22 protein-coding genes are annotated in these 25,328 nt (G+C 60.5%); 18 read left to right on the plus strand and 4 right to left on the minus strand.

The window, feature by feature from the left end:
- Positions 1 to 11 precede the first annotated feature (11 nt).
- The 4 genes from Aeroheme_RS05330 to map form a co-directional block, all read right to left on the minus strand.
- Complete coding sequence (locus Aeroheme_RS05330) at positions 12 to 395, minus strand: DUF3461 family protein (protein WP_005330793.1); 384 nt, start codon at positions 393 to 395, stop codon at positions 12 to 14.
- 127 nt (positions 396 to 522) lie between these two features.
- Entirely contained in the window at positions 523 to 1,350 is an 828-nt protein-coding gene (gene dapD / locus Aeroheme_RS05335; RefSeq protein ID WP_005330795.1) for a 2,3,4,5-tetrahydropyridine-2,6-dicarboxylate N-succinyltransferase, read from the minus strand.
- Positions 1,351 to 1,526: 176 nt separating this feature from the next.
- Positions 1,527 to 4,184, minus strand: a complete 2,658-nt coding sequence (gene glnD / locus Aeroheme_RS05340) for a bifunctional uridylyltransferase/uridylyl-removing protein GlnD (protein WP_411166826.1) — start codon at positions 4,182 to 4,184, stop codon at positions 1,527 to 1,529.
- A gap of 85 nt (positions 4,185 to 4,269) precedes the next feature.
- Positions 4,270 to 5,058: a type I methionyl aminopeptidase gene (gene map, locus Aeroheme_RS05345; protein WP_106886071.1), complete on the minus strand. Its 789-nt coding sequence runs from the start codon at positions 5,056 to 5,058 to the stop codon at positions 4,270 to 4,272.
- 359 nt (positions 5,059 to 5,417) lie between these two features.
- Between map and rpsB the strand changes: the two genes are divergently transcribed.
- From rpsB to Aeroheme_RS05435, 18 genes are all read left to right on the plus strand, one after another.
- A complete protein-coding gene (rpsB, locus tag Aeroheme_RS05350) occupies positions 5,418 to 6,146 on the plus strand; it encodes a 30S ribosomal protein S2 (RefSeq protein ID WP_025327917.1) in 729 nt (242 codons plus the stop codon).
- A 104-nt stretch (positions 6,147 to 6,250) separates the two neighbouring features.
- The gene (tsf, locus tag Aeroheme_RS05355; protein ID WP_025327916.1) at positions 6,251 to 7,132 is read left to right on the plus strand and encodes a translation elongation factor Ts; all 882 of its coding nucleotides are present in this window, start codon (positions 6,251 to 6,253) and stop codon (positions 7,130 to 7,132) included.
- Between the two features lie 71 nt (positions 7,133 to 7,203).
- Complete coding sequence (gene pyrH / locus Aeroheme_RS05360) at positions 7,204 to 7,938, plus strand: UMP kinase (RefSeq protein WP_025327915.1); 735 nt, start codon at positions 7,204 to 7,206, stop codon at positions 7,936 to 7,938.
- 96 nt (positions 7,939 to 8,034) lie between these two features.
- Complete coding sequence (gene frr, locus Aeroheme_RS05365; RefSeq protein ID WP_106886072.1) at positions 8,035 to 8,592, plus strand: ribosome recycling factor; 558 nt, start codon at positions 8,035 to 8,037, stop codon at positions 8,590 to 8,592.
- 72 nt (positions 8,593 to 8,664) lie between these two features.
- Complete coding sequence (uppS, locus tag Aeroheme_RS05370) at positions 8,665 to 9,441, plus strand: polyprenyl diphosphate synthase (protein ID WP_025327913.1); 777 nt, start codon at positions 8,665 to 8,667, stop codon at positions 9,439 to 9,441.
- Positions 9,442 to 9,468: 27 nt separating this feature from the next.
- A complete protein-coding gene (locus Aeroheme_RS05375; RefSeq protein WP_411166827.1) occupies positions 9,469 to 10,326 on the plus strand; it encodes a phosphatidate cytidylyltransferase in 858 nt (285 codons plus the stop codon).
- Positions 10,326 to 11,522 (plus strand): 1-deoxy-D-xylulose-5-phosphate reductoisomerase, encoded by a 1,197-nt coding sequence (gene ispC / locus Aeroheme_RS05380; protein WP_111909926.1) that lies wholly within the window; start codon positions 10,326 to 10,328, stop codon positions 11,520 to 11,522. The genes Aeroheme_RS05375 and ispC overlap by 1 nt, the downstream gene beginning before the upstream one ends.
- Positions 11,523 to 11,598: 76 nt before the next feature.
- A complete protein-coding gene (gene rseP / locus Aeroheme_RS05385) occupies positions 11,599 to 12,951 on the plus strand; it encodes a sigma E protease regulator RseP (RefSeq protein WP_411166828.1) in 1,353 nt (450 codons plus the stop codon).
- A gap of 34 nt (positions 12,952 to 12,985) precedes the next feature.
- Positions 12,986 to 15,409, plus strand: a complete 2,424-nt coding sequence (gene bamA, locus Aeroheme_RS05390) for an outer membrane protein assembly factor BamA (protein WP_111909928.1) — start codon at positions 12,986 to 12,988, stop codon at positions 15,407 to 15,409.
- Positions 15,410 to 15,557: 148 nt separating this feature from the next.
- Entirely contained in the window at positions 15,558 to 16,070 is a 513-nt protein-coding gene (locus tag Aeroheme_RS05395; protein ID WP_025327908.1) for an OmpH family outer membrane protein, read from the plus strand.
- 3 nt (positions 16,071 to 16,073) lie between these two features.
- Positions 16,074 to 17,093 carry a UDP-3-O-(3-hydroxymyristoyl)glucosamine N-acyltransferase gene (gene lpxD / locus Aeroheme_RS05400; RefSeq protein ID WP_106887881.1) on the plus strand — a complete coding sequence of 340 codons (1,020 nt, stop codon included), beginning with the start codon at positions 16,074 to 16,076 and terminating at the stop codon, positions 17,091 to 17,093.
- A 24-nt stretch (positions 17,094 to 17,117) separates the two neighbouring features.
- On the plus strand, positions 17,118 to 17,579 hold the full coding sequence (gene fabZ, locus Aeroheme_RS05405; RefSeq protein ID WP_010673414.1) for a 3-hydroxyacyl-ACP dehydratase FabZ: 462 nt from the start codon (positions 17,118 to 17,120) through the stop codon (positions 17,577 to 17,579).
- A gap of 2 nt (positions 17,580 to 17,581) precedes the next feature.
- Positions 17,582 to 18,373 (plus strand): acyl-ACP--UDP-N-acetylglucosamine O-acyltransferase, encoded by a 792-nt coding sequence (gene lpxA / locus Aeroheme_RS05410; RefSeq protein WP_307764113.1) that lies wholly within the window; start codon positions 17,582 to 17,584, stop codon positions 18,371 to 18,373.
- Positions 18,366 to 19,505 (plus strand): lipid-A-disaccharide synthase, encoded by a 1,140-nt coding sequence (gene lpxB / locus Aeroheme_RS05415; RefSeq protein ID WP_111909930.1) that lies wholly within the window; start codon positions 18,366 to 18,368, stop codon positions 19,503 to 19,505. Before lpxA ends, lpxB begins: the two co-directional genes overlap by 8 nt.
- Positions 19,506 to 19,585: 80 nt before the next feature.
- Positions 19,586 to 20,176 (plus strand): ribonuclease HII, encoded by a 591-nt coding sequence (gene rnhB, locus Aeroheme_RS05420; RefSeq protein ID WP_111909931.1) that lies wholly within the window; start codon positions 19,586 to 19,588, stop codon positions 20,174 to 20,176.
- A 2-nt stretch (positions 20,177 to 20,178) separates the two neighbouring features.
- Positions 20,179 to 23,658 (plus strand): DNA polymerase III subunit alpha, encoded by a 3,480-nt coding sequence (gene dnaE / locus Aeroheme_RS05425; protein ID WP_139745758.1) that lies wholly within the window; start codon positions 20,179 to 20,181, stop codon positions 23,656 to 23,658.
- A 16-nt stretch (positions 23,659 to 23,674) separates the two neighbouring features.
- Positions 23,675 to 24,625 (plus strand): acetyl-CoA carboxylase carboxyl transferase subunit alpha, encoded by a 951-nt coding sequence (gene accA, locus Aeroheme_RS05430; RefSeq protein ID WP_025327902.1) that lies wholly within the window; start codon positions 23,675 to 23,677, stop codon positions 24,623 to 24,625.
- A gap of 384 nt (positions 24,626 to 25,009) precedes the next feature.
- Complete coding sequence (locus Aeroheme_RS05435) at positions 25,010 to 25,327, plus strand: BON domain-containing protein (RefSeq protein WP_139745759.1); 318 nt, start codon at positions 25,010 to 25,012, stop codon at positions 25,325 to 25,327.
- The last annotated feature ends 1 nt before the right edge of the window (position 25,328 follow it).

Genomic DNA, 25,328 nt, shown 5'->3' on the forward strand with positions numbered 1-25,328 from the left:
GGGGAAACTGCCTAGAGTTTTTCCAGGTCCCGCTCGATTTCGCTGATCTTGTTCTGCACCACTTTTTCCAGGTGGCGCAGGTCGCGCAGGATTTTCTGCTTGATGTCCTGATCGATCTCGACGTGTACGCCCTGGGTCAGGTTATCCAGTTCATCCACCACGTACTTGAGGTTGGCGTTGATCTCGGTGACATCCTTGTACTCATGGGTGCCAGAGTCTATCAGCATGGTCTTGCGCTGACGGGGATACTTGAATTTGACGCTCTTGGCGAAGAACTCTCCCTTCTGCTTCTTGAAATAGATCTTGAGGATGTCGTGGTTGGCTTCCTGGCGCAGGGTATAGCTGTCCACTGAGGTGGGCTCCTGGATCCCCAGGCTCTTCAGATTCTCGTACATCGGGCTTCCTCGGTTTGAAACGATCCTGACCCATCTATCTTAACCGAGTCACAGTGGCTTGCCTGTGACAGGAGCGCCAAAATCAAAAGGGGCCCAAAAGGCCCCTTTTACCATGATGGCTGGTCGATCACTCGTCGATGGAGCGCAGCAGGGCGTTGATGCCGACCTTGGCACGGGTCTTGGCATCCACCTTCTTGACGATGACGGCGGCATACAGGCTGTACTTGCCGCACTTGGAGGGCAGGGAGCCGGAGACCACCACTGAACCGGCCGGCACGCGACCATAATGGATCTCGCCGGTTTCGCGGTCATAGATGCGGGTGGACTGACCGATGAAGACGCCCATGGAGATGACGGAACCTTCCTCGACTATCACCCCTTCAACCACTTCTGAACGGGCACCGATGAAGCAGTTGTCCTCGATGATGGTCGGGTTGGCCTGCAGCGGCTCCAGTACGCCACCTATGCCGACGCCGCCGGAGAGGTGCACGTTCTTGCCGATCTGGGCGCAGGAGCCCACTGTGGCCCAGGTATCGACCATGGTGCCTTCATCGACGAAGGCGCCGATGTTGACATAGGAGGGCATCAGCACAGTATTGGGGGCGATGAAGGAGCCCTTGCGAGCTGTGGCCGGCGGCACCACGCGCACGCCCGCCGCCTTGAACTGCTCGGCGGTGTAGTCGGAGAACTTGAGGGGAACCTTGTCGTAGTACTGGGCGTCGTCACCCTTGATGATGCCGTTGTCATTGATGCGGAAGTAGAGCAGCACGGCCTTCTTCAGCCACTGGTGGACGACCCACTCACCGGCAATCTTCTCGGCGACCCGGGCCTTGCCGGAGTCCAGCAGATCGATGGCCTCCAGGATGGCGGCCTTGGTGGCGGCATCGACGGAGCCGGGGGTGATGGAATCACGGCGCTCGAAGGCCGCTTCGATGGTCTGTTGCAACTGGGTCATGACAGGTTTCCTTTAAAAAATTCTGTTTGTTGTATCACACTTTTCCAATCGTTTTTAAGGGCTCTGGCCGATTTCTTCAAAAGAAAGCCGATTTATTGTACTTGAGTGGCCCAACCACTTGTTCTGATTGATAAATCAAAACAATAAACGGCGTCTTGTGAAGCCTTTCCCGGGCCTTATCGCCCCTCCTCGTCCCCCTGCTCCTGCGGGTTGAGCTGATTGACCAGTCGCTCCTCCAGCGCCTGCTGTTCGGCCTGGTTCAGCGGCTCGCCTTCGAGGGTGGTGAGGCTGAAGAAGTCTTCTACCCGCTCGCCTATGGTGGTGATCTTGGCGGCATGTAATTCGATGCCGCACTGCTGGAAGACTGCACCGATGCGAGCCAGCAGGCCCGGGGTATCCAGGGCGGTCAGCTCCAGCAGGGTGTGGCGGCTCTCCCCCTTCGTGGGTGAAGTGCGGGGCAGGAAGACCACCCGGGTCGGCACGCTGAACTGGCGGTGGCGCCGTGACAGGGGCTTGTTGCGCAGCACCAGCTTGCCCGGCTCCTGCAGCGCCTTCTCCAGCGCCTTCTTGATGGTGGCGGTGCGGTTGGGGCTGATGGGTTCGCCATTGGGTTCGAGCACGATGAAGGTGTCCAGCACATAGTCGTTGCGCGAATTCATGATCTGGGCGTCGTGGATGTTGAGGTTCTTCTGATCCAGTGCCGAGGCCACGGTGGCGAACAGATTCGGGGTGTCGCGGCAATAGATGAACACCTCGCTGCCGCCCCGGATGGGGTGCTTGCCGATGAGCACCAGGGGGGCTGGGTTGTCGCCGTGCGCGATGATCTTGCGGCAGTGCCAGGCGATCTGCTCCGGGCTGTGGCGCAGGAAATAGTCGGCCTTGAAATCATTCCAAAGGGCGCTGACTGCCTCCTCCGGCACCTCGCGCTGGGCCAGGATCTGCCTGGCCTGACGCTGGTTCTCGCGGATCTTGAGGCGCATGTCCGGCGGGTTTTCCAGCCCCTGGCGCAGCGCCTTCTGGGTGGCGAAGTAGAGCTCCCGCAGCAGGGTGCCTTTCCAGTCATTCCACAGGGTGTCGTTGGTGGCGCAGATATCGGCCACGGTCAGGCAATAGAGCAGATCCAGGTGCAGTTCGTCGCGCACCTTGTGGGCGAAGTCGGTGACCACCTCGGGATCGTAGATGTCGCGGCGCTGGGCGGTGACCGACATCAGCAGGTGATGGCGTACCAGCCAGGCCACCAGGCGGCTCTCGTAGCGATCCAGCCCGTGCAACTGGCAGAACTCCAGCGCATCGACGGCGCCGAGCTCGGAGTGATCCCCCCGCCGCCCCTTGGCGATGTCGTGGAACAGGGCGGCTATGCTGAGCAACTCCGGCTTGCGCAGCTGGGTGAACACCTCGTGGCAGAGCGGGTGGGTCTGGCGGCTGGCCGTATTGGGGAAGCGATGGATGTTCTGGAGCAGGCGATGGGTGTGCTCATCGACCGTGTAGGCGTGGAACATGTCGAACTGCATCTGGCCGACGATGAGGTTCCACTGGGGCAGATAGGCCGCGAGGATCCCGTATTTGTGCATAAGAGTGAGAGGCTGGCCGATGCCGTTGGGGTGGCGCAGCAGCGCCATGAACAGACGACGGCATTCGGGCAAGTCCTGCAGCCAGCAGCTGAGTGTGCGTCTGGCCTCCCGTAGCTGGCGCAAGGTGGCGGAGTGGATGCCGGCGATGTCCGGGTGCTGGGCTATCTGGTAGAAGAGTCGCAGTATGGCGGCGGGGTCGCGGCCAAACAGCTCGGAGTCCACCGCATCGATGAGGCGGCCACGAAGCTGGAACTCGTCGCTGATGCGGCGTACATCCATGGCGGTGTTGCCGAGGATGGCCTCGTCAAACAGCTGCAGCAGCATCTCGTTGAGCTCGGCCACCCGCCTGACCGTCTGATAGAAGCGCTTCATCATCTGCTCGACCGGGCCGTTGCCTTCCCCCTCGAACCCCAGCATCTGGGCCACGGTGCGCTGGCGATCGAACAAGAGGCGGTTGTCCCCCTTGTTGATGGCCATGTGCAGGGCGAAACGCACCTTCCACAGGAAGTTCTGGCAGTCGAGCAGTTCGCGGTACTCGGCCCGGTTGAGAAAACCGTGGCTGGTCATCTCGAACAGTGTGGTAGCGCCGAAGTGGCGGCGGGCGACCCAGGCCAGGGTCTGGATGTCCCGAAGGCCGCCGGGATTGCTCTTGAGATCGGGTTCCAGCTTGTAGGCGGTGCCGAGAAACTGCTGGTGGCGCAGGCTCTGCTCCTCGCGCTTGGCACGAAAGAAGGCCTCGCTCGGCCAGAAGTGCTGGGGCTGGGTGGCGGCCTGCAACTGCTCGAACCCCGCCAGGTGCCCTGTGATGTAGCGCGCCTCGATGAGGTTGGTGGCGACAGTGATATCGCTGCGGCCCTGCTCGATGCACTCGCTCACGTTGCGCACCGATTGCCCGACCTCCAGCTTGAGATCCCACAGCAAGGTGATGAACTCGCCGATGCGCAGCCCCAGCACCTCGTCCAGTTCGTCCCCTTCATAGAGGATGAGCAGGTCGATGTCGGAGTGGGGGTGCAGTTCGCCCCGGCCATAGCCGCCCACCGCGATCAGGGTCAGGCTGGTCTTGTCGAAGCCGAACTTGTGCCAGAGCCTTGTCAGCAGCGCATCCATGTATTCGGAGCGGGTGGCCACCAGTTCGATGATGTTGTCGCCGGCATCGAAGCGCTCGTGCAGCCAGACAAGGAAGCGGCTCAGATACTCCTTGCAGTTGTCACGGGTGAGCTGGTCGTCGGGTAACAGGTGGGGGGAAAGCAGACTGGCATCCATGGCATCTCACACACAAGTGGCAGGCAAACGGCTGGAACGGGCAGTAAAAACCCCGGCGCTTTGAGGTCAGGGCCGGGGTTCGATGTTAGCTGTGTTTGATGACGCGGTCGATAGTGTCGTCGGGGCGCAGGGTGAGCACCTCGCAGCCATCCTCGGTGACCAGCAGGGTGTGTTCCCACTGGGCGGAGTCGCCGCCGTCCTTGGTGGTGACGGTCCAGCCATCCTTGGGATTGATGCGGCAGTGGTACTTCTTGCTGTTGACCATGGGCTCTATGGTGAAGCACATGCCCGGTTTGAGTTCCAGCTTGCCGCCGTTGCGGTAGTGCAGGATCTGCGGCTCTTCGTGGAACTCGCTGCCGATGCCGTGGCCGCAGTAGTCACGTACCACGGAGAAACCGGCCTGCTCGACGATGGGCTGGATCACGGCGCCTATCTCTGTGATGCACATGCCGGGACGCACCTGCTTGATGGCGGCGTACAGGCTCTCTTGCGCCACCTTGCACAGCTGGCGACGCAGGGGGGTGGTCTGGCCCACGATGAACATGGCGGAGGTGTCGCCGTGGTAGCCATCCTTGATGACGGTGATGTCCAGGTTGATGATGTCCCCTTCCCGCAGCTTCTTGTGATTGGGGATGCCGTGGCAGATCACATCATTGACCGAGGTGCAGATGGACTTGGGGAAGCCGTGATAGTTGAGCGGCGCGGGAATGGCCTGCTGTACCTCGACGATATGGTTGTGGCACAGGGTGTTCAGCTCGTCTGTGGTGACGCCAGCCTTGACATGGGGGGCGATCATGACCAGCACATCGGCGGCCAGCTGGCCGGCAATGCGCATCTTTTCAATCTCTTCCGGTGTCTTGATTTTAATGGACATGGGATCTCTCTTGGGGCCCGACTGCGCATCCTGCCGATGCCCAACAATCAGGTAATGAAAAATAGATGCGTTTGCAATCAGGGCAAAATTTTATCCCCAACCCCCGTTTACTTCCAGTGTGATCGTCATCGCAACGTCATCCAGCGGTCGCAGCCCTCGCCGGGATCCATTTTTAGCGGTCCATCTGGTGGTGTCCTGACCAAAGTTATGGTATAAAGCGCGCCGGAATGGGGAACTTGTGTCCTCATGCCATCACCCTTAATCAATAACACACACACATCGACACCTGTACCGGGGTGCCCCTTTGGGGTCGGTTACATGGGATGTGTGGAGGCCTAACCCCAATACAGAGGTATAAAATGGCTAAAGTTTCTATGCGCGACATGCTGCAAGCCGGCGTTCACTTCGGTCACCAGACTCGTTACTGGAACCCGAAAATGAAGTCCTACATCTTCGGCGCCCGCAGCAAGGTTCACATCATCAACTTGGAAAAAACCGTTCCGATGTTTGACGATGCCATGAACTTCATCAGCTCCGTAGCTGCCAAGAAGGGCAAGGTCCTGTTTGTAGGTACCAAGCGTGCCGCGTCTGAAGCCGTAAAAGAAGCCGCTGAGCGTTGCGACCAGTTCTATGTTAACCACCGCTGGCTGGGCGGCATGCTGACCAACTGGAAAACCGTTCGTCAGTCCATCAAGCGCCTGAAAGATCTGGAAACCCAGAGCCAAGACGGTACCTTCGACAAGCTGACCAAGAAAGAGGCGCTGATGCGTACTCGCGAAATGGACAAGCTGGAGAAGAGCCTGGGTGGTATCAAGAACATGGGCGGCCTGCCTGACGTTCTGTTCGTTGTCGATGCCGACCACGAGCACATCGCTATCAAAGAAGCCAATAACCTGGGTATCCCGGTAGTTTCCATCGTTGATACCAACTCCAACCCGGACGGCGTTGACTATGTCATCCCGGGTAACGACGACGCTATCCGTGCCGTACAGCTGTACCTGAATGCTGCTGCTGACACCGTACTGGAAGCTCGCGCTCAGGACATCGTTGTTCAAGCCGAACAAGATGGCTTCGTTGAAGCTGAGTAATTGATAAGGACTGTAAAGCCCTTATTAACCAAGCTGATGTAATTGGTTAGCAGGGGCCCTTGTGGCCCCTGTTTCTTGTCAATTCAAGACCGAGGATACTGGACATGGCTAACGTTACTGCCGCCCTGGTAAAAGAACTGCGCGAGCGCACTGCCGCTGGCATGATGGATTGCAAAAAAGCGCTGGAAGAAGCCGCTGGTGACATCGAGCTGGCAATCGAGAACATGCGCAAATCCGGTCAGGCCAAGGCCGCCAAGAAAGCCGGCCGTATCGCCGCTGAAGGCGTGATCTTCGCCCGTACCGAAGGCAACATTGCCGCCATGATCGAGCTGAACAGCGAAACCGACTTCGTCGCCAAAGACGCCAGCTTCATGGCCATGGGCCAGAAGATCGCCGACATCGCCGCGACCCAGAAAATTGCTGACATCGACGCCCTGAAGGCCGCCGATTTCGGTAACGGTGAGTCCGTCGAGCTGACCATCACCAACCTGATCGCCAAGATCGGTGAGAACATGAACCTGCGTCGCGTGATGCTGGTTGAAGGTGACAACCTGGGTACCTACGTACACGGTTCCCGTATCGGTGTTATCACCAAGCTGACCGGCGGTACAGCCGACCTGGCCAAAGATCTGGCCATGCACGTCGCTGCCAACAGCCCGCAGTTCGTCAAGCCTGAAGACGTGTCTGCTGAAGTCGTTGCCAAAGAGCGCGAAATTCAGATCGACATCGCCATCAACTCCGGCAAGCCGAAAGACATCGCCGAGAAGATGGTTGAAGGCCGCATGAAGAAGTTCACCGGTGAGGTTTCCCTGACTGGTCAACCCTTCGTGAAGGACCCGTCCATCACTGTGGCTGAGCTGCTGAAGAAAGAAGGCGCTGACGTTGTTTCCTTCACCCGTTTCGAAGTGGGCGAAGGCATCGAGAAGCAAGAGACCGATTTCGCGGCTGAAGTTGCAGCCCAGATCGCGGCCGCTCAGAAGGCTTAATCGAACCGGTTTTTCCGTTTCCCCAGACCGCGACTTATGTCGCGGTCTTTATATGACCAGGAATCAGTGACATGAGTACCAATCCCAAGCCTGCATACAGACGTGTTCTTCTGAAGTTGAGTGGTGAAGCCCTGCAAGGATCCGAGGGTTTTGGCATTGATCCAGCGGTGCTGGAGCGGATGGCCCAAGAGATCAAAGAGCTGGTTGAGCTGGGTGTTCAGGTCGGTCTGGTCATTGGCGGCGGCAACCTGTTCCGTGGTGCCGGTCTTGCCAAGGCGGGCATGAACCGCGTGGTGGGTGACCACATGGGCATGCTGGCGACCGTCATGAACGGCCTGGCCATGCGTGATGCCCTGCATCGTGCTTATGTGAATGCCCGTCTGATGTCTGCCATCTCCCTGCAGGGTGTCTGCGATTCCTACAGCTGGGCCGAGGCCATCAGCCAGCTGCGTGCCGGCAAGGTGGTGATCTTCTCCGCCGGTACCGGTAACCCCTTCTTCACCACCGACTCCGCAGCCTGCCTGCGCGGCATCGAGATCGAAGCCGACGTGGTGCTCAAGGCCACCAAGGTCGATGGTGTGTTCACCGATGATCCGGTCAAGAACCCGGATGCAGTGCTCTATCAAGAACTGAGTTATGATGAAGTTCTTGAAAAAGAACTCAAAGTGATGGATCTTGCTGCTTTTACCCTGGCCCGCGACCACGATCTGCCGATCCGGGTGTTCAACATGAACAAACCGGGTGCATTGCGTCGGGTTATCATGGGTGAGCCGGAAGGTACCCTGATCCACCACGTCAGCAAGTAAGACAAGCCTGAGCCGCCTGGCGCGCTTGTCCATTACGCCAGTAAACAAGATAGATACGGGCCGCATGCCGGCTCGTTCGCCAAAAGGAAAACCACTGTGATCAACGAGATTAAAAACGACGCCAAGGACCGCATGGCCAAGAGCGTAGAATCGCTCAAGACCCAGATGTCCAAGATCCGTACCGGCCGTGCTCATCCGAGCCTGCTCGACGGTATCCAGGTGGAGTATTACGGTGCCGCCACTCCTCTGAAACAGTTGGCTAACGTAGTGGCAGAAGATGCCCGCACCCTGTCCATCTCCATCTTCGATCGCTCCATGATCCAGGCGGTGGAAAAAGCCATCCTGACCTCAGATCTGGGCCTGAACCCGTCCAGCAATGGCCAGACTCTGCGCGTCCCCTTGCCTGCGCTGACCGAAGAGCGTCGCCGCGATCTGACCAAGATCGTCCGTGCCGAAGCCGAAGGTGCCCGGGTTGCCGTGCGCAACATCCGTCGTGATGCCAACGCCGACCTGAAGGCGCTGCTGAAGGACAAGGAGATCTCCGAGGACGACGACCGTCGTGCCCAGGAAGAGATCCAGAAACTGACCGACGCCTTCGTCAAGCTGGTGGATGACGCCCTGGCCGCGAAGGAAAAGGAGCTAATGGAAATCTAAGCCTCCGACAGGTATATTACGAGCGCCGTGTAGTGCCCCTGCACGGCGCTTTTGTCTTTGTGGGAGAAATGAATGTCGCTTTTGGCAGCGCTAGGCGATAGCGCCAGCTCGTCCTTGCCTCGTCACGTCGCCATCATCATGGATGGCAATGGTCGCTGGGCTCAGAACCGTGGCAAGATGCGGGTCTCTGGCCACAAGGCGGGCGTGAAATCCGTGCGTGAGGCCGTGGCCTTTGCCGCCCGTGCCAAGATGGAGGCGCTGACCCTGTTTGCGTTCTCCAGTGAGAACTGGCGCCGCCCGGAAGGGGAGGTCAATGCCCTGATGGAGCTGTTCATGACGGTGCTTGGCCGCGAGGTGAACAAGTTGCACAGCAATGGCATCCGGCTCAAGGTAATCGGCGATACCGCCCGTTTCAGTGAACGGCTGCAGGCCAAGATCGCCAAGGCCGAGGCCCTGACCGCCGGCAACCAGGGACTGACCCTCAACATCGCCGCCAACTATGGCGGTCAATGGGACATAGCCCAGGCGGCCCGCAGGCTGGCTCGCGCCGTGGCAGCGGGCGAGCTGGATGCAGAGGCGGTCGATGAAGAGGCACTGGCACGTCAGGTCTGCATGGCCGATCTGCCTCCGGTGGATCTGCTGATCCGCACCGGCGGGGATCATCGCATCAGCAATTTTGTGTTATGGCAGCTTGCTTATGCCGAGCTCTATTTTACCCCGGTCTTGTGGCCCGACTTTGACGAGGCCGAGTTCAGCGGGGCAGTTGCCTCCTTCGTTGCTCGCGAGCGTCGCTTCGGGTGTACGGGTGAACAGATACGGGAATTGATCGCCGCGCAACAGACCGGCTAAACCCCGCTCCCAAGAGAGAGGTTTCTTTTGCTAAAACAACGAATTATTACCGCATTACTGTTAGTACCCCTGGTGTTGGGGGCACTGTTTTTCCTGCCATTGCAATTCTTTGCCCTGCTCGCTGCCCTGGTCTTTCTGCTGGCCAGCCGTGAGTGGAGCGCCTTCGTCTCTGCCCAGCCGCAACAATGGTTGCCGCTGGTGTTCTGCCTGTTGCTCGGTGCCAGCCTGTTCTGGGTGCCGGTAGAGCAACTCTGGATCCCCCAGCTGCATCCGCTGGTGCTGGGCGTGCTCTGGACCGCCATCAGCTGGTGGCTGCTCGGGCTGCTGCTGGTGCTGCGCTACCCCCGCAGCGCCAGGCTGTGGAAAGAGTCCGTCTGGCTCAAGTCCCTGTTCGGTCTGGTGACCCTGGTGCCCTTCTTCTGGTCTCTGGTGGCCATCCGTGGGTACAACTTCTATCACGACCCCATGATGGGGGCCTGGATCCTGCTGTTCGTGATGGGCCTGGTCTGGGCGGCAGATTCTGGCGCGTATTTTTTCGGCAAGGCGTTCGGCAAGCACAAGCTGGCCCCGGCCGTCAGCCCGGGTAAAACCATAGAGGGCATGCTGGGCGGCCTCTTTACCGCCAGCGTGCTGGCCATAGGCGTGACCTGGTTCATGGGCTTCGTGCCTGCCAAGATGGGGGTGGTACTGCTCTGCTCCCTGCTGGCGGTGCTGGCGTCCGTGCTCGGCGATTTGACCGAGAGCATGTTCAAGCGGGAGGCCGGCATCAAGGATTCCGGCACCCTGCTGCCGGGTCACGGCGGCATCCTCGATCGCATCGACAGCCTGACGGCGGCGCTGCCCGTCTTCCTGCTCAGCTATCTGCTACTCGGTCAGGAGTTCTGATGCGCAATCTGGTCATTCTGGGAGCTTCCGGCTCCATCGGTCAGAGCACCCTCAAGGTGCTGCGGCAGAATCCGGGGCGCTGGCAGGTGCTGGCGCTGACCGCGGCTCGCAGCGTGGATGCCATGGTGCGGGACTGTCTCGAATTCTCCCCCCGTTTCGCCGTCATGGTGGATGAGAGCGCCGCCAGCGATCTGGCCGGGCGCCTCAAGACCCATGGCTGCGCCACCCGGGTGCTTTGCGGTCAGGCTGCCCTGTGCGAGGTCGCCGCTCACCCTGACGCCCACAGCGTCATGGCGGCCATCGTCGGTGCGGCGGGTCTGGCACCCACCATGGCCGCCGTGCGTGCCGGCAAGCGGATCCTGCTGGCCAACAAGGAGGCCCTGGTGATGTCCGGCGCCTTCTTCATGGAGGCGGTACGCCACCATGGCGCCGAGCTGCTGCCCATCGACAGCGAACACAATGCGATCTTCCAGTGCCTGCCCGAGGCTATTCAGCGCGAGCCTGGCTTCTGCGATCTGGCCGGGGCGGGCATCAGCAAGATACTGCTGACCGGCTCAGGCGGCCCCTTCCGCTATACCGACATCGACGAGCTGGCCAGGGTCACGCCAGCCCAGGCGGTGGCGCACCCCAACTGGTCCATGGGGGCCAAGATCTCGGTGGACTCCGCCACCATGATCAACAAGGGGCTGGAATACATAGAGGCGCGCTGGCTGTTCAACGCCCTCCCGGAGCAGATCCAGGTGGTGATCCACCCCCAGTCGGTGATCCACTCCATGGTGCAGTACAAGGACGGTTCAGTGCTGGCCCAGCTCGGCAACCCGGACATGTGTACCCCCATAGCCCACGCCCTGGCCTACCCGGCCAGGATTGAGTCCGGTGTGGAACCTTTGGATTTCTTCAGTGTCGGAGAGTTCAGCTTTATCCGCCCCGACTACGCCCGTTATCCCTGCCTGGCACTGGCCATGGCGGCCTGCCAGCAAGGACAGGCGGCGACCACCTCTCTCAATGCCGCCAATGAAGAGGCCGTCGCGGCTTTTCTTGCAGAGCGCATTGGATTTATGGATATTGCCAGAGTCAACGAATCCATCATGACGACACTGGGCACCAGTGCCGCAGGTTCGCTGGAGGATCTGATTGCGCTGGATGGCAGGGCCCGTGCCCATGCCCAGCAACTGATAGAGGAGCTTGCCGTATGAACGGACTGTGGTGGCCTGGTGCCGCTCTCTACGCCCTCGAGCGCCGAACTGGACATGACCCCGAGGTGATCGGCTGATGGGCGCCTTGTTATGGAATATTGGTGCCTTCATCGTGGCCCTGGGGCTGCTGGTGGCGGTGCATGAATTTGGCCACTTCTGGGTAGCCCGCCGCTGCGGCGTCAAGGTCGAGCGTTTCTCCATCGGCTTTGGCAAGGCTATCTGGCGCCGCATCGGCAAGGATGGCACCGAATATGTGCTGGCCCTGATCCCGCTGGGTGGCTACGTCAAGATGCTGGACGGCCGGGTCGATGAACTCAAGCCGGGGGAGGAGGCACAGGCCTTCAACCACAAGAGCGTCTGGGCACGGATGGCCATAGTCGCGGCCGGCCCCATGGCGAACTTCGTGTTCGCCCTGTTCGCCTTCTGGCTGATGTTCATGATAGGGGTGCCCAGCGTCAAGCCGGTGGTCGGCGAGGTGCGCCCTGCGTCCATAGTGGCCCAGGCCGGCATAGCGCCTGGCATGGAGATCGTCGGCGTCGGCGACGAGGCCACCGGAGACTGGGAGAGCGTGACCTATGCCCTCATCAGCCATCTGGGAGACAAATCGGTACAGCTCAAGCTGAAGGCGCCAGGCGCCAGCTACGCCGTCGACAAGACGCTGATGCTGGATAGCTGGACCTTCGATCCGGACAAAGAGTCCCCCATCGGCAGCCTGGGGATAGTCCCTCTCGGCGGCAAGGTGCTGCCGGTGGTGCAGGCCATAGTGCCCTCGAGCGCCAGCGAGAAGGCGGGTCTGCAGGTGGGGGATCGCATCAAGGGCGTGGGTGATCAGGCGATCACCGAATGGACCGAGTTTGTCGAGCGAGTGCAGCAATCACCGGAGCAGCCACTGCAGGTGACGGTGGAGCGCAAGGGCAGCGATCTGACCCTGACCCTGACCCCGGATGTGAAAAAAGTACGGGGCCAGCTGGTCGGTTTCGTCGGCTTGTCGCCGCAACTGGTTCCATTACCGGATGAGTATCGAGTTCTGTTACAGTATGGGCCTTTGCAAGCCCTGTGGCATGGGGTCCAGAAGACCTGGAGCCTGATCACGCTGACCTTCGACATGATCGGCAAGCTGATCGGTGGCATCGTCTCCCTGGACAACCTGAGCGGCCCCATCTCCATCGCCAAGGGGGCTGGCAGCAGCGCAGATTACGGGTTGGTCTATTTCCTCGGTTTCCTGGCGCTCATCAGCGTCAACCTGGGGATCATCAATCTGTTCCCCCTGCCGGTGCTGGATGGGGGCCATTTGGTCTACTTCCTCATCGAGGCAGTCACCGGCAAGCCGGTACCAGAAAAAATTCAGGAAATTGGGTTCAGGATAGGCGCCGCCATTCTGATGTTACTGATGGGCATTGCGCTGTTTAATGATTTCGCTCGCCTCTGAGGCTAGAGCATCAACAAGGACACATAAGAACAAAATGGCTGTTAAAAAAGCATTGGTGTTGAGTTGCCTGCTGGGAGCCAGCTTCCTGGCTCAGGCGGCCCCTGCCTCTTTTGTGGTGCAAGACATTCAGGTCGAGGGTCTGCAGCGGGTGACCCTGGGCGCCGCCCTGTTGAATCTGCCGGTCCGGGTCGGTGACTCCGTGGACTCGGTGGCCCTGGCCAACGCCATCAAGAAGCTCTATGCCTCCGGCAACTTCGAGGACGTCAAGGTCTATCGTGACGGCCAGGTGCTGCAAGTCGTGGTGAAGGAACGCCCGACCATCTCCAGCATCGAGTTTTCCGGCAACAAGGACATCAAGGAGGAGCAGCTGACCCAGAGCCTGGAGTCCTCCGGCATCCGCGTCGGTGATCCCCTGGATCGCACCGTGCTGAGCTCCCTCGAGAAGGGACTGGAAGATTTCTACTACGGCGTGGGCAAGTACTCCGCCAAGGTCAAGGCCATCGTCACCCCGCTGCCTCGCAACCGGGTCGACCTCAAGTTCACCTTCGTGGAAGGGGAAGCGGCCAAGATCCAGCAGATCAACATAGTCGGCAACCAGGTGTTCCCGGAAGAGAAACTGCTGGCCCAGCTCTCCTTGAAGGACGACGTGCCCTGGTGGAACTTCACCGGCGATCAGCGCTATCAGAAGCAGAAGCTGGCCGGTGACATCGAAGTGCTGCGTTCCTACTACATGGACCGCGGCTACATACGTTTCGCCCAGGAGTCCACCCAGGTCTCCATGACCCCGGACAAGAAGGGTGTCTACGTCACCCTGAACATCAAGGAAGGGGATCAGTACAAGGTCTCCGGCGTGCAGCTCAAGGGCGATCTCATCGACCGTGGCGGCGATATGAAGGGGCTCATCCCCATAGAGGCGGGCAGCGTCTACTCCGCCAGCCAGGTGACCCACACCGAAGAGGTGCTCTCCAAGTTCCTCGGCCGTTATGGCTATGCCTACCCCAAAGTGGTCACCTTCCCCCAGGTCAATGACCAGACCAAGGAAGTGGAGCTGATCGTCAACATAGAGCCGGGCCCCCGGGTCTATGTGCGCAACATCAACTTCAGCGGCAACGTCACCACCAAGGACGAAGTGCTGCGTCGCGAGATGCGTCAGATGGAAGGCACCTGGCTCTCCTCCGACAACGTCGAGCAGTCCAAGACCCGTCTCAACCGCCTCGGCTTCTTCGAGACCGCGGAAGTGGACACCAAACGGGTGGCGGGCAGCGACGATCAGGTCGATCTGGACTTCAAGGTCAAGGAGCAACCGGCAGGTTCCATCAACGCCGGTATCGGCTACGGTACCGAGTCTGGTCTGAGCCTGCAGGCGGGCCTGCAGCAAGACAACTTCATGGGGACCGGCAAGAAGATCGGCATCAATGCCAGCACCAACGACTACTCGAAGAACATCGATCTCAGCTACAACGATCCCTACTTCACCGTCGATGGCGTCAGCCTGGGCGGCCGCCTCTACTACAACAAGTTCAGTGCGGCCGATGCCAACATCGTCGACTACGAAAACACCACCATAGGCTTCCGCCTCTCCAGTGGTTTCCCGGTCAACGAGAACAACCGTCTCGACTTCAGCCTCGGCTACGAGAACAACAAGCTGTCCCAGCCCAACCCCTATGTGCAGGTGGATGAGTTCTGGAAGGTGTACCAGGCCAACCTGGACGGCGACAACCGCATGGTGTTCAACACTGTGGATGTCACCGCTGGCTGGACTCGCTCCACCCTCAACAAGGGCCAGTTCCCGACCGCGGGTGACCGTCAGCGGGTGAACGCCAAGGTGACTGTGCCTGGCATGGATCTGCAGTACTTCAAGCTCAACGCCGAAGACTCCCATTACTTCCCGTTTGATGCCGACCACCAGTGGGTCATGCTGGCCAAGGCCCGCGCCTCTTACGGCAATGGCTATGGCAGCAACGGTGACTACGACCACGTGCTGCCCTTCTTCGAGAACTACTATGCCGGTGGCTTCGACACCCTGCGCGGCTTCAAGAGCAACACTGTCGGTCCTAAGGCGCTCTACTACTACAACCTGGGCGGTAACGACGTGATCCAGGGCACCGACAGCTCTGTGGGGGGCAATGCCCTGGCGGTAGCCTCCCTCGAGATGATAGTGCCGACGCCGTTCGCGTCTGAAAGCTACCAGCCCCAGCTGCGGACCAGCTTCTTCATCGATGCCGGTACAGTGTGGGACACCACCTTCGAATATGGTCAGTACCAGAACCGTTGCTTCAGTGGCTGTAACTATCTGATGGACTATTCTGACCCCACCAATATCCGGATGTCGGCGGGTCTGTCACTGCAGTGGCTCTCCCCCATGGGACCCCTGGTGTTCGTGATTGCACAACCGCTCAAGAAATACGAAGGGGACGATACCGAAGTCTTCTCCTTCAACATCGGCCGTACCTTCTAAGGGCGCGGACGCTCCCCCACTTCGGTGGGGGTATTCAATGATGGGACGCGCAGCTTGCGTGCCTCACCAGGTAACAAGCCGGTCCCAGAGATCGCTTGCACAATCAGGTAAATCAGGTAGCCCTCAACCGAGGGACCAAGGAGTAAGTGTGAATAAAGCGTTGAAAGTAGCTGGTTTGAGTTTTGCACTGATGGCTGCCGGTATGGGCTCCGCCTGGGCTGAGACCAAGATCGCCGTGGTAGACATGGGCGAAGTCTTCCAAAAGCTGCCCCAGCGTGAAGCCGTGGCCAAGAAGCTGAAGGGTGAGTTCGAGCCGCGCATGCGCGAGCTGCAGAAACTGGAATCCGACGGTCAGGCTCTGGTCGAGAAGTTCAAGAAGGACGAAGCCTTCATGAGCAACGAGCAGAAGAAGCAGAACCAGGAGAAGCTGGCCAAGCTGCAGATGGAGTTCAATCAGAAGCGTCAGGCGTTCGAGCAGGACAACGGTCGTCGTCAGGCTGAAGAGCGCAACAAGATCCTGACCAAGGTACAGGCTGCCATCGATTCCATCGCCAAGAGCAATGGCTATGATCTGGTGCTGGAGCGCAATGCTGCTCCCTATGCCGCCAGCAAGCTGGACATCTCCAGCCAGGTTATCTCTCAGGTAAGCAAGAGCAACTAATTGATGGCATTCACTCTCGCACAGCTGGCCCAGCAACTGGGGGCCGAGGTCCATGGGGATGGGACCCGGGAAATCCGCAAGGTAGCGACACTGGAAAAAGCCGGGGAGGGGGAGATTGCCTTCCTGTCCAACAAGAAGTACCGGCATTTCCTGGAGCAGAGCAAGGCGACTGCCGTGCTCATCACTGAGGCGGACCTGCCGTTTTGCCCCACCAATGCCCTGGTGCTCAAAGACCCCTATGTGGGGTTTGCCCGGGTAGCCCAACTGCTGGACACTACACCGCAGCCGGCCACGGATATACATCCGAGTGCCGTCATAGCGGCGGATGTGCAACTGGGCGAGAGAGTGGCCATCGGCGCCAATGCGGTCATCGAATCCGGCGTCGTGCTGGGGGATGATGTCCGCATAGGTCCGGGCTGTTTCGTTGGCAAGAATACCCGACTGGGAGCACGCTCCCGGTTGTGGGCCAACGTCACCCTGTATCATAACGTGACCCTGGGCACGGACTGTCTGGTGCAAGCCGGCACCGTGATCGGGGCCGACGGTTTCGGTTATGCCAACGAGCGTGGCGAGTGGATCAAGATCCCCCAGCTCGGCGGCGTGACCATAGGCAACCGGGTGGAAATCGGTGCCTGCACCACCATAGACCGCGGTGCCCTGGAAGACACCCGCATCGCGGACAACGTCATCATCGACAACCAGTGCCAGATCGCCCACAACGTCGAGATTGGCTACGGCACCGCCGTGGCGGGCTCGACCGTGATGGCCGGTAGTCTCAAGGTCGGCAAATACTGTATCATTGGCGGCGCTTCCGTCTTTAACGGGCACATGGAGATCTGCGACCAGGCCACCGTCACCGGTATGGCCATGGTGATGCGACCCATTACCGAGCCCGGCATCTACTCTTCCGGCATCCCCCTGCAAACCAATAAAGAGTGGCGCAAGACCGCCGCCCGGGTGATGCGTATCGAAGAGATGCACAAGCGGTTGAGCCGACTTGAGAAAAAGCTGGATCAAGAATAATCACGATTGGTATAGGGTACTGTTTTGACTACTGAAAAGAAAAGCCTGGGGATCCAGGAAATCATGGATCTGCTGCCCCACCGTTATCCGTTCCTGATGGTGGACAAGGTGGAAAATTACGAGATCAGCGATGAGCGCAAGACCCTGCGCGCCATCAAGAACGTCTCGTTCAACGAGCCGATCTTCCAGGGGCACTTCCCGGCCAAGCCGGTGTTCCCCGGTGTGCTGATCCTGGAGGCCATGGCCCAGGCGACCGGTATCCTGGCCTTTACCATGGTGGGCAAGCCGTCCCCCAATGAGCTCTATTACTTCGCCTCCATCGACAATGCCCGCTTCAAGCGTCCGGTCGGCCCTGGCGATCAGCTGGTGCTCGACGTAGAGTTCCTGAAGGAGCGTCGCGGCATCGCCAAGTTCACCGGCGTTGCCACCGTCGACGGTGAAGTGGTCTGTACCGCCGAACTGATGTGCGCCAAACGCGAGGTGTAACCGTGATTGACCAGACTGCCATCATCCACGATACCGCCATCGTCCATGAGTCTGCCGTGATCGGCAAAGGGGTTGAAATCGGCCCCTTTACCGTCATTGGTGCCGAGGTGGAGATAGGTGACGACACCTGGGTGGGTTCCCACGTGGTGATCAAGGGCCCGACCAAGATCGGCCGTGGCAACAAGATCTTCCAGCACACCTCCATAGGTGAGGATTGCCAGGACAAGAAGTACGCCGGTGAGCGCACCTTCCTCGAGATCGGCGACAACAACGTGTTTCGTGAGAATTGCACAGTGCACCGCGGCACCACCCAGGATCAGAGCCTGACCAAGGTGGGCAGCGGCAACCTCTTCATGGTCAACGTCCACGTGGCCCACGACTGCATGATCGGTGACAACTGCATCTTCGCCAACAACGCGACCCTGGCGGGCCACGTTCACATCGGTGACTTCGTGATCTTCGGCGGTCTGTCTGCCATTCACCAGTTCGGCCGCGTAGGCTCCCACGCCTTCGTCGGTGGCTGCGCCGCCCTGAACAAGGACGTGCCGCCCTACGTGATGGCCGCCGGCAACTACGCCAAGCCATTCGGGGTCAACTCCGAAGGGCTGCGTCGTCGTGGCTTCAGCGCGGAAGCCATTTCGGCCGTCAAGCGTGCCTACAAGGAGATCTTCCGCTCCGGCAAGACCATTGAAGAGGTGCTGCCGGTACTGAGCGAGATGGCGGCTACCGAGCCGGCCGTCCAGCTCTATGTGGATTTCCTCAAGGGCAACGAGCGCGGGATCATCCGTGCCTAAGCCTATCCGCATCGGCATAGTCGCCGGAGAGACCTCCGGCGACATCCTGGCTGCCGGTCTGGTGCGCGAGCTGCTGGCTCGCTATCCCGATGCCCAGTTCGAAGGGATCGCCGGGCCGCGGATGCAGGCCCTGGGCGTCAAGGCCCTGTTCGAGATGGAAGAGCTTTCCGTCATGGGCATCAGCGAGGTGCTGGGACGTCTGCCCCGGATCCTCCAAGTGCGCCGCGAGCTGCTGCGCCACTTTATTGCCAATCCTCCTGACATCTTCGTCGGGGTGGATGCACCTGATTTCAATATCGGGGTGGAGCTGAAACTGCGCCGCGCCGGTATCAAGACGGTCCACTATGTCAGCCCCTCTGTCTGGGCCTGGCGTCAGGGCCGTATTCACAAGATCAAGGCCGCCACCGACATGGTGCTCGCCTTCCTGCCGTTCGAGAAAGCCTTCTACGACCGTTTCGATGCCCCCTGCCGCTTTGTCGGGCACACCATGGCGGACGACATTCCCCTGGTGCCGGATCAGCAGGAGATGCGTGAGGCACTCGGCCTGGAGCCGGGCCGCCGCTGGCTGGCGGTGTTGCCGGGCAGCCGCAGCGCCGAGGTCGGCTTCATGTCCCCCGTCTTCCTCGAGGCGTGCAAGCACCTGACGGTGCACTGCCCGGATCTCGGCTTCATAGTGCCGCTGGTGAACGAGACGCGGCGCGAGCAGTTCCTCGCCATCAAGGCCGAAGTGGCGCCGGATCTCGACATGGTGCTGCTGGACGGTCAGGGCCGTGAGGCCATGATAGCCGCCGACGTGGTGATGCTGGCCTCCGGCACGGCCGCGCTGGAAGCCATGCTGGTGAAGCGGCCCATGGTGGTGGGTTACAAGCTCAAGCCGCTCAGCTACTGGCTGGCCCAGTGGCTGGTGAAGACGGAGTACGTCTCCCTGCCGAATCTGCTGGCAGACCGGATGCTGGTGCCCGAGCTCATCCAGCATGAGTGCACCCCGGCCAATCTGGTGGAAGAGGTCAGCAAGTTGCTGGAGCACGACAACAGCGAGCTCATCGCCACCTTCACCAAGTTGCACCAGAAGATCCGCTGCAACGCCGATGTGCAGGCCGCCGAGGCGGTGGCCGAGCTGCTCGACAGTTAGGGTGGCTGGCGGCGCGCTTTTGGCGTTATGTTGTGCTGATACTGGCCCTGCGGGGCCGGTTTTGATTCAAGGCCTGTGATATGACGATCGATATTCCACAAGACAAGCTGGTTGCCGGGGTTGACGAGGTGGGCCGTGGCCCCCTGGTGGGTGACGTGGTCACCGCCGCGGTGATCCTGGATCCCGCCAATCCCATTGAAGGCCTCGCCGACTCCAAGAAGCTCTCCGAGAAGAAGCGCCTCGCCCTGTATGGCGAGATCAAGGCAAAGGCCTTGGCCTGGTCCATAGGCCGCGCCACCCCGGATGAGATCGACCAGCTCAACATACTGCACGCCACCATGCTGGCCATGCAGCGCGCCGTGGCGGGCCTCTCCATGACCCCCGAGCTGGTCTTTATCGACGGCAACCGCTGCCCAAGCTTGCCCATGGAGGCGCGCGCCGTGGTCAAGGGTGACAGCCTGGTGGCCGCCATCAGTGCCGCCTCCATCCTCGCCAAGGTGACCCGTGACGCCGAGATGACCGAGCTGGACAGCCGTCATCCAGAGTACGGCTTCGCCCGTCACAAGGGTTATCCCACCGCCGAACACCTCGCCATATTGGCCGAGCGCGGCCCCCTGCCCGAATATCGGCAGAGCTTCAAACCGGTGCGCCGGGCGCTGGGGATCGAATAACCATGGCCGATCCTCGCTTCGTCCACCTGCGGGTCCACTCCGACTTCTCCATGGTCGATGGCCTGCAAAAGATTGGCCCCATCGTCTCGGCCGCCGCGGCCAACAACATGCCGGCCCTGGCCCTGACCGACCAGATGAACATGTGCGGCCTGGTGCGCTTCTATGGCTCAGCCCATGGCAAGGGGATCAAGCCTCTGGTCGGGGCGGATTTCTGGGTGCAGAGCGATGAGCTCGGTGACGAGCAGTTCCGCCTCACCCTGCTCGCCATGGACAACGACGGCTACCAGAACATCACCCTGCTCATCTCCCGCGGCTACCAGCGCGGTCACGTGCAGGGGCGCCCCGTCATCGACAAGGGCTGGCTGGTCGAACATGCCAAGGGGGTGATAGTGCTCTCAGGCGGTCGCGAGGGGGATCTCGGCAAGTTCCTGCTCAAGGGCAACCGTCAGATGGTGGAGCAGAGCCTCGCCTTCTACCGGACTCACTTCCCGGATGCCTACTACCTCGAGCTGCTGCGTACCGGCCGTCCCGATGAAGAGGTCTATCTGCACATGGCGGTGGCCATCGCCGCCGAGTTCGAGCTGCCTGTGGTGGCCACCAACGAGGTGGTGTTCCTCGGGGCCGACGACTTCGATGCCCACGAGATCCGGGTCGCCATCCACGACGGCTACACCCTGATGGACAAGCGCCGTCCGCGCCGCTACAGCCCGCAGCAGTACCTGCGCAGCCAGGAAGAAATGTGCGAGCTGTTTGCCGACATTCCCGAGGCGCTGGAAAACACGGTGGAGATCGCCAAGCGCTGCAACGTGACTGTGCGTCTGGGCGAATACTTCCTGCCGAACTTCCCGACCGGCGACATGAGCACCGAAGACTTCCTGGTAATGAAGTCCAAGGAGGGGCTGGAGGACCGTCTGGCCTTCCTGTTCCCGGATCCGCAAGTGCGCGCCGCCAAGCGTGGCGAATACGACGAGCGCCTCGACATAGAGCTCAAGGTGATCAACCAGATGGGCTTCCCGGGTTACTTCCTCATAGTGATGGAGTTTATCCAGTGGTCCAAGGACAACGGCATCCCGGTTGGCCCGGGCCGGGGCTCGGGGGCGGGCTCCCTGGTGGCCTACGCCCTCAAGATCACCGATCTGGATCCCCTCGAGTTTGATCTGCTGTTCGAACGCTTCCTCAACCCCGAGCGGGTCTCCATGCCCGACTTCGACGTCGACTTCTGCATGGACAGACGGGACGAGGTGATCGAGCACGTCTCCGAGATGTATGGCCGGGAGGCGGTGTCCCAGATCATCACCTTCGGCAGCATGGCGGCCAAGGCGGTGGTGCGGGACGTGGGCCGGGTGCTGGGTCACGCCTATGGGTTTGTGGATCGCATCTCCAAGCTCATTCCGCCGGATCCGGGCATGACGCTCGCCAAGGCATTCGAGGCCGAGCCCAAGCTGCCGGAGCTCTACGAGCAGGACGAGGAGGTCAAGGACCTCATCGACATGGCGCGCCGGCTGGAAGGTGTGGTGCGCAACGCCGGCAAACACGCCGGTGGCGTTGTGATAGCCCCCACCAAGATCACCGACTTCGCGCCGCTCTACTGCGACGACTCCGGCCATCACCCTGTTACCCAGTTCGACAAGAACGACGTGGAGTATGCGGGCCTGGTGAAGTTCGACTTCCTGGGTCTGAGGACCCTCACCATCATCGACTGGGCGCTCGGCATGATCAACCCGCGCCTGGCCAAGGAGGGCAAGCCGCCGGTCGACATCGCCGCCATCCCCATCGACGACAAGAAGTCGTTCGCGCTCTTGCAGCGCTTCGAGACCACTGCGGTGTTCCAGCTCGAATCCCGCGGCATGAAGGATCTGATCAAGCGGCTGCAGCCCGACTGCTTCGAAGACATGATCGCCCTGGTGGCCCTGTTCCGTCCGGGCCCGCTGCAGTCCGGCATGGTGGACAACTTCATCGAGCGCAAGCACGGCAAGGAGGCCATCTCCTACCCGGACGAGAAGTGGCAGCACGAGAGCCTCAAACCCATACTGGAGCCCACCTACGGCATCATCCTCTACCAGGAGCAGGTGATGCAGATAGCCCAGGTGCTGGCGGGCTACACCCTGGGCGGCGCGGACATGCTGCGCCGGGCCATGGGCAAGAAGAACCCCGCCGAGATGGCCAAGCAGCGTTCCGGCTTCGAGGAAGGGGCGGTCAAGAACGGGGTCGACGGCGAGCTGGCGATCAAGATCTTCGATCTGGTAGAGAAGTTTGCGGGCTATGGCTTCAACAAGTCCCACTCCGCCGCCTATGCGCTGGTCTCCTACCAGACCCTCTGGCTCAAGACTCACTTCCCGGCCGAGTTCATGGCGGCGGTGATGACCGCCGACATGGACAACACCGACAAGATAGTGACGCTAGTGGACGAGTGCCAGCGCATGGGGCTCACCGTCATACCCCCTGACGTGAACACCGGCCGCTACCGGTTCAGCGTCAATGAGGACGGCCATATCGTCTACGGCATAGGTGCTGTGAAAGGGGTCGGCGAAGGCCCCATAGATGCCATTCTCAGCGCCCGGGATCAGGACGGTCCCTTCCGCGACCTGTTCGACTTCTGCAACAGAGTCGACATCAAGAAGCTCAACAAGCGGGTGATGGAGAAGCTCATCCTCTCCGGTGCCATGGACCGGCTGGGCCCGCACCGCGCCGCCCTGATGGCGACGCTGGAAGAGGCGATGCGCGCCGCCGAGCAGCACGCCAAGGCGCAGGCGGTGGGGCAGGTCGACATGTTCGGCGTGCTCACCGAGGAGATAGACGACGTCAAGAAGGCGTTCGCCAATGTACCGCACTGGCCCGACAAGGTGTGGCTGGAGGGGGAGCGCGAGACCCTCGGGCTCTACCTCACCGGTCACCCCATCAACCAGTACAGCAGCGAGCTGCGTCGCTACACCTCGGGCCGTCTGTGTGATCTGCATCCCACCTCCCGGGATACGGTGACCACGGCAGCCGGGCTGGTGATTGCGGCCCGCAGCATGGTGACCAAGCGCGGTAACAAGATGGGGATCTTCACCCTGGACGACAGATCCGGCCGTCTGGATGTGACCCTCTTCAGTGAAGCGCTGGAAAAATACGAAGAATTGATGCAAAAAGACCGTATTTTAGTGGTTTCTGGACAGGTCAGCTTTGATGACTTCTCCGGTGGCCTTAAAATGTCGGCCCGCGAATTGCTGGATATCAACGATGCGAGGGAGCGTTTCGCCAGGGCGATCCGCATTTCCCTCGATGAACAACGCATTGACGAACGCTTTTTCCCGCGTTTGTGCGAGATTTTGGAGCCCGCCCGTGCCGGAGTCTGTCCGGTTCAGGTAAACTATCGTCGGCCCGGCTCCCGGGCGCGATTGACGCTCGGTACCGAGTGGCGGGTGACGCCCACCGATCAACTGATAGATGACTTGCGAGTCCTGCTTGGACGAGAGCGGGTTGAATTGGTTTTTGATTAGAGGATCTATTGTCCCTATGAGTCTTTTTCTGGATTTTGAACAGCCGATCGCCGAATTGCAGGCTCAGATCGATGAACTTCGCCATGTGAGCGAGCACAACAGTGCCGTGGATCTCAGCGAAGATATCCGTCGGCTGGAGAAGAAAAACGAAGAGCTGACCAAGAAGATCTTCGGCGATCTGGGTGCCTGGCAGGTGTCCCAGATGGCGCGTCATCCCCAGCGCCCCTACACCCTCGACTACATCGAGCAGATCTTCACCGACTTCGACGAGCTGGCCGGTGATCGCGCCTACGCCGATGACAAGGCCATCGTCGGCGGCATAGCCCGCCTGGACGGCGAGCCTGTGATGGTGATTGGTCAGCAGAAGGGTCGCGAGACCAAGGAGAAGATCCGTCGCAACTTCGGCATGCCGCGCCCGGAAGGGTACCGCAAGGCTCTGCGCCTGATGCAGATGGCCGAACGCTTCAAGATGCCGATCATCACCTTCATCGACACCCCGGGCGCCTACCCCGGCGTGGGTGCCGAGGAGCGTGGTCAGTCCGAGGCCATCGCCCGCAACCTGAAAGTCATGGCCGGTCTGACAGTGCCCGTGGTCTGCACCGTGATAGGCGAAGGCGGCTCCGGCGGCGCCCTCGCCATCGGTGTGGGCGATCGGGTCAACATGCTGCAGTACTCCACCTACTCCGTCATCTCGCCGGAAGGTTGCGCCTCCATCCTGTGGAAGAGCGCCGACAAGGCACCGGTGGCCGCCGATGCCATGGGCATCACGGCCCAGCGCCTGAAGGAGCTCAAACTCATCGACAGCATCGTCGAAGAGCCCCTCGGCGGCGCCCACCGCAACGTGGAGCTGATGGCCCAGCGCCTGAAGGATCGCATCAAGCAAGACCTGGCTGCCTTGCGCCCGCTGGACAGCGACCAGTTGCTGGAGCAGCGCTATCAGCGCCTGCTGGGCTACGGCTACTGCTGATGCCCGGCCTTGTGCCCTGAAGAGTGCCTGAAAAGTGCCGGAAGGCCCCTGCTGATGCGGGGGCCTTCTTTTTGGGCTGAACCTTGGGGCCTTGCTGACGGGCGGGCCTTATCGCCCTTGATGGTGCGCACCATGGCATGGGTTGCGTTCGGCGAAGCCTGAGTGGGAAAAGTGGGGCGGGTATTGGACGGCTGTGTTCGCCAGCGTACAGACGGGGAGGGGGAAGGGGAATAACCTGTCTGTCAGGTATACAGGTTGCCGTCCATGCGCCAGTCAGCGTGCAGCAACGGTAACAGCTCTGTGGTGTGAGAGGCAGGGCGCCATGGCTGGTCATTCTCCAGATGTTGCCAGCGTCATGTTCACTCGAGAGGGAGTCAGATCGTCATGAAAAACCCTAACCATGTTACCAATACCTTCGTTGCCGCCCTGTTGCTGGCCGCCATCGCCATGGGCTGCGCCTCAACGGCCAACAAGGAAGGAACGGGAGAATATATCGATGATTCCGTGGTCACCACCAAGGTGATCTCTGCGATATTTTCCGACCCTGAACTCAAATCGGCAGAAATCAATGTGGAAACCTTCAAAGGGGTGGTGCAATTGAGTGGCTTTGTCAGCTCCAAGGCGAGCATCGACAAGGCCAGCAGGGTGGCCAGCGGGGTCGCTGGAGTCACCTCGGTGAAAAATGATCTGCGTTTGAAGTGAT

Origin of the sequence: Aeromonas sp. DSM 116730, from assembly GCF_046581335.1 — a bacterium.
In the GTDB taxonomy this organism is placed as follows: domain Bacteria; phylum Pseudomonadota; class Gammaproteobacteria; order Enterobacterales; family Aeromonadaceae; genus Aeromonas; species Aeromonas rivipollensis.